Annotated in this window: 6 protein-coding genes; 4 read left to right on the top strand and 2 right to left on the bottom strand. The window is 45.9% G+C overall.

What is annotated here, in order from left to right:
- Positions 1-56: 56 nt before the first annotated feature.
- The 4 genes from QZZ36_RS08005 (at position 57) to QZZ36_RS07990 (ending at position 3,818) form a co-directional block, all read left to right on the top strand.
- Positions 57-1,688 carry a recombinase family protein gene (locus QZZ36_RS08005; RefSeq protein ID WP_295079651.1) on the top strand — a complete coding sequence of 544 codons (1,632 nt, stop codon included), beginning with the start codon at positions 57-59 and terminating at the stop codon, positions 1,686-1,688.
- A gap of 381 nt (positions 1,689-2,069) precedes the next feature.
- Positions 2,070-2,342 (top strand): hypothetical protein, encoded by a 273-nt coding sequence (locus tag QZZ36_RS08000; RefSeq protein ID WP_295079648.1) that lies wholly within the window; start codon positions 2,070-2,072, stop codon positions 2,340-2,342.
- 66 nt (positions 2,343-2,408) lie between these two features.
- The gene (locus QZZ36_RS07995) at positions 2,409-3,074 is read left to right on the top strand and encodes a methyltransferase domain-containing protein (protein ID WP_365686013.1); all 666 of its coding nucleotides are present in this window, start codon (positions 2,409-2,411) and stop codon (positions 3,072-3,074) included.
- Between the two features lie 150 nt (positions 3,075-3,224).
- Positions 3,225-3,818 (top strand): FMN-binding protein, encoded by a 594-nt coding sequence (locus QZZ36_RS07990; RefSeq protein ID WP_295079645.1) that lies wholly within the window; start codon positions 3,225-3,227, stop codon positions 3,816-3,818.
- Positions 3,819-4,262: 444 nt separating this feature from the next.
- Here QZZ36_RS07990 and asnB read toward each other — a convergent pair whose 3' ends face one another.
- A complete protein-coding gene (gene asnB, locus QZZ36_RS07985) occupies positions 4,263-5,843 on the bottom strand; it encodes an asparagine synthase B (protein WP_295079642.1) in 1,581 nt (526 codons plus the stop codon).
- A gap of 153 nt (positions 5,844-5,996) precedes the next feature.
- On the bottom strand, positions 5,997-7,418 hold the full coding sequence (purF, locus tag QZZ36_RS07980) for an amidophosphoribosyltransferase (protein WP_295079639.1): 1,422 nt from the start codon (positions 7,416-7,418) through the stop codon (positions 5,997-5,999).
- Positions 7,419-7,429 lie beyond the last annotated feature (11 nt).

Genomic DNA, 7,429 nt, shown 5'->3' with positions numbered 1-7,429 from the left:
TATTGCGCTATAATGATAACATAGCTTGCTGTATCTGTCGGAAAGAGAGGTTTAATATGACAGACAAGATCACAGCATTATATTGTCGCCTGAGCCAGGACGATATGTTACAGGGTGAGAGCAACAGCATCACCAACCAGAAGGCTATCCTCAAGAAGTACGCAGAGGATAATGGTTTCAGCAATACCGTGTTTTATGTAGATGACGGAGTTTCGGGAACGACATTTGAGCGTGACGGCTTCAAGGCTATGATGGCTGACATTGAGGACGGCAAAGTAGGTACGGTCATCACTAAGGATTTGAGCCGCCTTGGTAGAGACTATCTGAAAACCGGAGAATACATCGAGATCATTTTCCCTGATTACGATGTTCGCTATATCGCTATCAACGATAATGTAGATACCTTCAAGTCAGAAAATGAGTTGCTTGCATTCAAGAACATTTTTAATGACTGGTATGCTCGTGATACAAGCAAGAAAATAAAAGCTGTTTTCAAGGCTAAGGGACAGTCGGGAAAGCCACTTTCTGTGCCGATTTACGGCTATAAAAAGTCCGAAGCTGACAAAAATCTGTGGCTCGTTGACGATGAAGCTGCTGAGGTTGTCCGCAGGATATTCAAGCTCTGCATAGAGGGTTACGGTCCGGTACAGATTGCCCGTATTCTCACGCAGGAAGGTATCCCGACTCCTACAGCCTACGCTCTGTCACAGGGTAGGGATAACGGTCACAAGAACGCTAAGCTGCACCGCTGGAGCGGAAAAACCATCAGCCACATTCTTGACCGTCCTGAATACATCGGTCATACGGTCAACTTCAGAACACACAAGAAGTCCTACAAAAACAAGAAGACCGTGAGAAATCCACAGGAAGAATGGCTCATCTTTGAGAATACTCATGAGCCTATCGTAACTCAGCATGAGTTTGATTTGGTGCAGGAGCTTCGCAAGAACAAGCGCCGTCCCACCAAACATGAGGAAGTCAATCCATTTTCGGGTATGGTCTACTGTGCGGACTGTGGAAAGAAGATGTATCTGTGCCGAGCGACAAGTCTGACCGCCGATCAGGAACATTTGAAGTGTTCCACATATTCCTCAGACAAGGACGCTTGTTCCGCTCACTTCATCAGAACTGTTGTACTGAATGAGATCGTGCTGAACGAGCTGAACAAACTGCTTGCCAGGGTTAAAGAGCATGAGGAAGAGTTTGTGCAGGCGGCTATGGACAATTCCGTTCAGAAGCAGTCCTCGGAACTTACAAAAGCAAAGAAAGCCCTGAAACAGGCTGAAAAGCGTATCATTGAGCTTGACAGACTGTTTACAAGGCTTTATGAGGATAATGTTTCAGGAAAAATCTCCGATGAGCGATTTACTGTTATGTCATCAGGCTATGAGGATGAGCAGAAGAAACTAAAGGCAAGCGTTACAGAGCTTACTGCCTATATCGAAACCGCCGAACAGAAGTCCGCCGATGTGACCGCATTCATCAGCGTGGTGCAGAAGTATGAGCGTATCACGGAGCTTATTCCTGAGATCATGCATGAGCTTATCGAGAAGATCGTTGTCCACGCTCCCGACAAGAGTAGTGGGCATCGCACTCAGCAAATTGAAATTCACTACCGCTTCAATGTTGCCGTAACGACTGCCGTTGCTGACAGTATGAAGTACGACAAAAAGAGAAAGGTTGCGTAACCAAGGCAGTTACGCAACCTCATCTTAAAATCTTAAATACTTCTTTATCGGCGCTCCTCTAACTGAAGAAGCTTTTTTATAGCTCTGAATAATACTGAGGAACTCTTCTGCACAGCGCCTGTCAGTTGATGATGTTTCTGTAAGTCTTTTTATCATGAATATTGACAAAGCAGTTTATCTGTGATATAATTAAACAAATGTTATTATATGCTAACAGATAAAAATATTATGCATCATAGTATGGGTGATGAGACATATAAAGACTTTTTTGGATTTCTTTCGTCATAACCATCCTGAGATCGTATCACAAGAGAATAGCGGTCAGCGGGAATTATTTTTTGACTTCAAGTTTGCTAACGCTAACAAATTTGAGATATAAATATGTATACCGTCCGTGATATCATGTGTCACGGCAGAGATATTCCCGAAATTTACTTTGCGACTGCACACGGCGACTTCCGCAATGCTCCCATGACGCATTTCTGTTACGGCAGTGTGGAAACGCTGTACGCCTTGCACCAGGCTATGCGGAGAGTTATCGGAAAGCAGGGGCAAAGTGCGTTATTCATGCGGAGCGTCTATGTATTTCTGATACTGAAATATTATCCGTTTTTCATTCTTCATGATTATCCAAAGGATATTCATGCTGCGTGATCTTTACGGTCGGGAATATGAAGATTACTGCAAGCGTGTCAGCCGATGCATAACATGGAAACGGAAATGAAAGGAATTATCAATATGACAAGCATAGAATACAAAAACTTATCCGTAAAGGAATTCACAAAAGCTGCCGAGATATATGAATCAGGTCATGCAGGCATATATAATATGTGCAAGAAAGACTATCCCGACATACTGGCAGAGCTTGAAAAAGAGCCGTTTAACGATTTGCTGGACTGCGGCTGCGGAACAGCTCCTATGCTGACGCTGCTGCATGAAAAATATCCCGACAAGCACTATACAGGAATAGACCTGACGCCGAAAATGATCGAGGTTGCCAAAGCAAAGAAAATGAAAAATGTAGAGCTTGTGGTCGGTGACTGTGAGAACCTTCCTTTTGCAGAGAATTCCTTTGACGCGGTGATATGCTCCGAGAGCTTTCATCACTACCCGAACCCGCAGAGCTTTTTTAACAGTGTTTACCGTGTGCTCCGTCCGAATGGCAGGCTGATACTGCGGGATATGACGATGAAATCAAATGCAATGCGCTGGTTTTGCAATCGTATTGAACTGCCGCTTGCGCATCTGGCCGGCAAGGGTGATGTTCGCATTTATAGCAGAGAGGAAGTTCAGAATTTTTGTAATAATGCAGGACTGCATATGGAGATCTTTGAAGTAAGACCTGTTTTTCGCCTGCACGCCGTTATCAGAAAAAGCGGGGCTTGAAAGCGAGTGTAAAAAGTATGCTTTTAACTGTTTTTCCGGCAGCCTCCGCACTTGCGGCTTGGATCCGCACATTTTTTAGCAAATATTAACGGTTTATTATAAAGCAAGCTGTTAATTAATTATCAATATACAGTAAAGTGAGGTCAAAAAATGAACAAGAACAAACTACGAAAGAAAAGGATTGTATGCTCTGTATTGTCTGCAGCTCTTCTGACTAATTCTTTTCATGTTGCTGCTGCAGCCAATGCGGCTTCTTCTTATAAAGACGGAACGTATACAGGCACAGCAAGCGGATTTCTCGGTGATATCACAGTTTCCATAACTGTCACAGACGGGGCTATAGCTGCCATAGACGTTACAGATCAAAAGGATACGCCCTCATACTGGGAAAGGGCTGAAGCGGTGATACCTGAGATAATAGCTGCAAACGGCACTGAGGGAGTCGACGCTGTAAGCGGTGCGAGTAAAAATAAAGTCACTGATACAAGTGCTTCGATAAAGCGTACTGCTGACGGTGACCGTGAGATAACTATCACTGACAGCAAGGGGAATGTGCTTGACAAATACACTGTTGATCCACAAACAGGAAAGGGTGTAAATTCAGCAAATGAAGCCGTTGATTTACCGCAGACAGGTATTAATTCAATGTACAAGCTGTTTATTATTTTCGGTGCGTTTATGATGATCGGACTTGGAATACTCTGCATTAAAGGCAGCATGACTGCGCGGCGCAGGGAAGAATAAGTACAAAAAACAGGGCAGGGAATAAATATCCCTGCCTTGCTTTTATATGTTTGGGAGTATATAATTCGAGTTATCTTTTTTTATAAGCGGAATTATCATACCGCCTGCCGCAGCTGTCAGTATGTACAGTATATCCCCCGGAAATGTTCCTAAACATGGTTCAATTTAAAATACGAAAAAGGGAAAAATTATATAAGGAAAGATAAGCTGTTATTGTTCCTGTTCATTATCACTGCAGGGCGTTGATTATTTTCCGTGCATGAAAGTCATATGATTCGTACAGATAACACAAGATTTTAGTTTATATCCCGGTAAATCCGAGTACAGGCTGTTTTCATAAATGTACCTGACGACAATAATTATTATTAATCCCCCTGACAGGTATATCAGAGGGATCGTTGCAATCTGAAAACGACTGAGTGTATTCTCAGTCGTTTTACTTTATTATTCACCGCTTGCGCCATAGTTTGAGAGAACACGCGCAGACGGGTCGTTTACGTTGCAGCCCTCCCATTCCTTGTTAGGCATCCAGAAATCGACTACCATTTCGCTGTTGCCGGGGTAGTATTTCTCGAATATCTCGCGGTAAAGGAGAGACTCCTTCGTGAACGGCTTGGCATGAGTATATTTTGTGCAGTCAAGTTCAAATTCCTCGTCGGAATAATAATTCTCGGCATATTCCTTGAGATAGTCAACCATTGAGTGACCCACAGCGTCTGAGAACGCTGCCTTTTCGCGGTAGAGAATGTCATGCGGAAGGTAATCGCCCTCAAAAGCGTGACGGAGCAGATACTTGCCCTTGTTGTATTTGTTGAGCTTCATTTCCGGGTCTATCGCCATGACGTATTTTACAAAGTCAAGGTCGCCGAAGGGGACACGGGCTTCGAGAGAATTTACTGATATACAGCGGTCAGCACGGAGTACATCGTACATATGTAGCTCACGGACGCGCTTTACGGATTCCTGCTGAAATGCTTCTGCCGACGGTGCAAAATCCGTATACTTGTAACCGAACAGCTCATCGGATATCTCGCCTGTAAGAAGTACGCGGATATCGGTCTGCTGATGGATAGCCTTGCATAGCAGGTACATACCCATACTTGCGCGGATAGTCGTGATATCATAAGTGCCGAGGAGATGTATAACATCGTCAAGGGCTGCGATAACATTGTCCTTAGTGATGATGACTTCAGTGTGGTCACTGCCGATGTAGTCTGCCACCTGCTTTGCGTATTTGAGGTCGATAGCGTCTGTGTTCATACCGATCGCAAATGTGCGTATCGGCTTGTCGCTCTCGCGCTGAGCAATGGCGCATACAAGTGAGGAATCAAGTCCGCCGGAAAGCAGGAATCCTACCTTAGCATCTGCGTCAAGGCGCTTCTTTACGCCTGCGACAAGCTTGTCATGGATATTCTTGCAGACTGTATATATATCGTCGTGTATGACATTGTCAACTGCCGTAATATCACAGTAGCAATGGAACTGACCGTCCTTATAGTAGTGACCCGGAGGGAAAGGCATTACCTTTTTGCAGATATCAACGAGGTTCTTTGCTTCGCTTGCAAAGACAACGGTACCGTCATCGGACTTGCCGTAGTAAAGTGGACGTATGCCTATGGGATCTCTTGCAGCTACGAACTGGCGCTCTGTGCTGTCATATATCACGCAGGCAAATTCGGCATCGAGCATAGAAAACATATCAGTGCCGTATTCTCTGTATAAAGGAAGAAGTATCTCGCAGTCGCTGTCACTTCTGAAACAGTAGCCCATATCGGTAAGCTTGTCTCTGAGCTTGCGGAAGCCGTATATCTCACCGTTGCATACTGCGAAATCACCGTTCAGCTCAAAGGGCTGCATACCCTCTGGAGTAAGTCCCATTATCGACAGACGCTGAAAGCCGAGTATTCCATCAGGTACTTTCACTATCCTCTGGTCGTCAGGACCGCGGCTGACAGTTGCTTTCAGCCCGTCCATAACTTTTCCGGTACCGCCGCTGACGCCGCAGTAACACATTATTGTACACATAGTAAATTCCTCCGAATAATAGGTATATTATATTTATTTCCGCTTGTACATCGCCATTGATGTACAGCGTTTGTTTTGGGCGGATAATCAGGCAGTGTGCCGTATCTTTGATATGATCGGCAATGCTGTATGCGGCAAAGCCGAAATCCGCCCTTACTTATGTATCTTTTCATCGAATTTGTTCTTGTTCCCTGCACCTGAAGTATCTACAGGATAGGAGCCGGTGAAACAGCCCCTGCAGTAGCCGAAGCGGTCGTCCACCAGCTCACCGAGACATTCAACCGGCAGGTACGCAAGGCTGTCAGCGCCGATGTACTGCGCTATCTCCTCAGTTGTACTGCATTTGCCCGCAATGAGGTTTTCCTCGGAGTCGATGTCCGTACCGAAATGACAGGTGTGCAGGAATGGCGGTGATGAAATACGCACATGGACTTCCCTGGCGCCTGCCTCACGCAAAAGCCTTACGATCCTCGCGCTCGTTGTTCCGCGGACTATGGAATCATCTATCATTATCACACGCTTGCCCGCGACGCTCTCGCGGACTGCGTTGAGTTTTATCTTGACCGCATTTTCGCGCTGGTGCTGTTCGGGCTGAATAAAGCTCCTGCCGATATATTTATTCTTTATAAAGCCGATACCGTAAGGTATGCCGCTTTCGTTTGCGTAGCCGAGTGCTGCATCAAGTCCGGAATCGGGAACACCTATAACGATATCCGCGTCAACAGGACTGCTCTTTGCAAGCAGCCTGCCTGCGCAAAGCCTTGCGTGGTGGACTGATATTCCCTCGATTACCGAGTCCGGACGTGCAAAGTAGATGTATTCGAATATACAGATATTACGCCTGTTGGTACAGTTAGTGCGTATTGAACGCAGGCCGTCACTGTCAATTGCGACAATTTCTCCGGCATCAATATCACGAAGGAATTCCGCACCAACCGTTTCAAGAGCACAGGATTCCGAAGCGACAACATATGCCCCGTCATGAGTTTTACCGATACACAGGGGACGAAAGCCGTCAGGGTCGCGGAATGCTATCAGTTTGGTTGCGGTCATGAGTATGCATGAGTATGCTCCCTTTATGTTAGGCATAGCGCGTTCGACAGCCTGTTCAGTAGAACCGGCGGCAATCCTTTCGCGGACTATGGAATAGGCTATCGCCTCCGTGTCGGAGGTGCCGTGGAAGATAGCTCCCGACATCTCAAATGAGCGCCTCAGCTCTGCCGCATTGACCAGATTGCCGTTGTGTACAAGAGCCATATTGCCCTTGATATGACGTATAACAAGGGGCTGTATATTATTGTGATTATGTCCGCCTGTTGTAGAGTACCGGACGTGTCCCACAGCCATATTTCCGCTGCCGAGCTTGTCCAGTTCCTCTCTGCTGAACACCTCCGAGACAAGTCCGTCCGCACGTTTATGCCTGAAGATACCGTCATCACAGACAGTTATGCCACAGCTCTCCTGACCTCTGTGCTGCAGGGCATACAGCCCGAAATAGACAGACGCGGCAACGTCAGAGGTCTTGTTTTCGTATATGCCGAAAACTCCGCATTCTTCGTGGATGCTGTCAAACATTTTCTTCGCCT

Source organism: Ruminococcus sp. (genome assembly GCF_016287535.1).
Classification (GTDB): domain Bacteria; phylum Bacillota; class Clostridia; order Oscillospirales; family Ruminococcaceae; genus Ruminococcus.
The sequence above is the reverse complement of the archived record's forward strand: the minus strand, read 5'-3'. Positions and strand labels throughout refer to the sequence as shown.

Coding starts and splice junctions, on each gene's coding strand:
- asnB (WP_295079642.1), bottom strand. CDS start 5,843: ATGTGTACAATAATGTGTTACTGCGGCGTCAGCGGCGGTACCGGAAAA.
- QZZ36_RS08000 (WP_295079648.1), top strand. CDS start 2,070: ATGTATACCGTCCGTGATATCATGTGTCACGGCAGAGATATTCCCGAA.
- purF (WP_295079639.1), bottom strand. CDS start 7,418: ATGTTTGACAGCATCCACGAAGAATGCGGAGTTTTCGGCATATACGAA.
- QZZ36_RS08005 (WP_295079651.1), top strand. CDS start 57: ATGACAGACAAGATCACAGCATTATATTGTCGCCTGAGCCAGGACGAT.
- QZZ36_RS07995 (WP_365686013.1), top strand. CDS start 2,409: ATGAAAGGAATTATCAATATGACAAGCATAGAATACAAAAACTTATCC.
- QZZ36_RS07990 (WP_295079645.1), top strand. CDS start 3,225: ATGAACAAGAACAAACTACGAAAGAAAAGGATTGTATGCTCTGTATTG.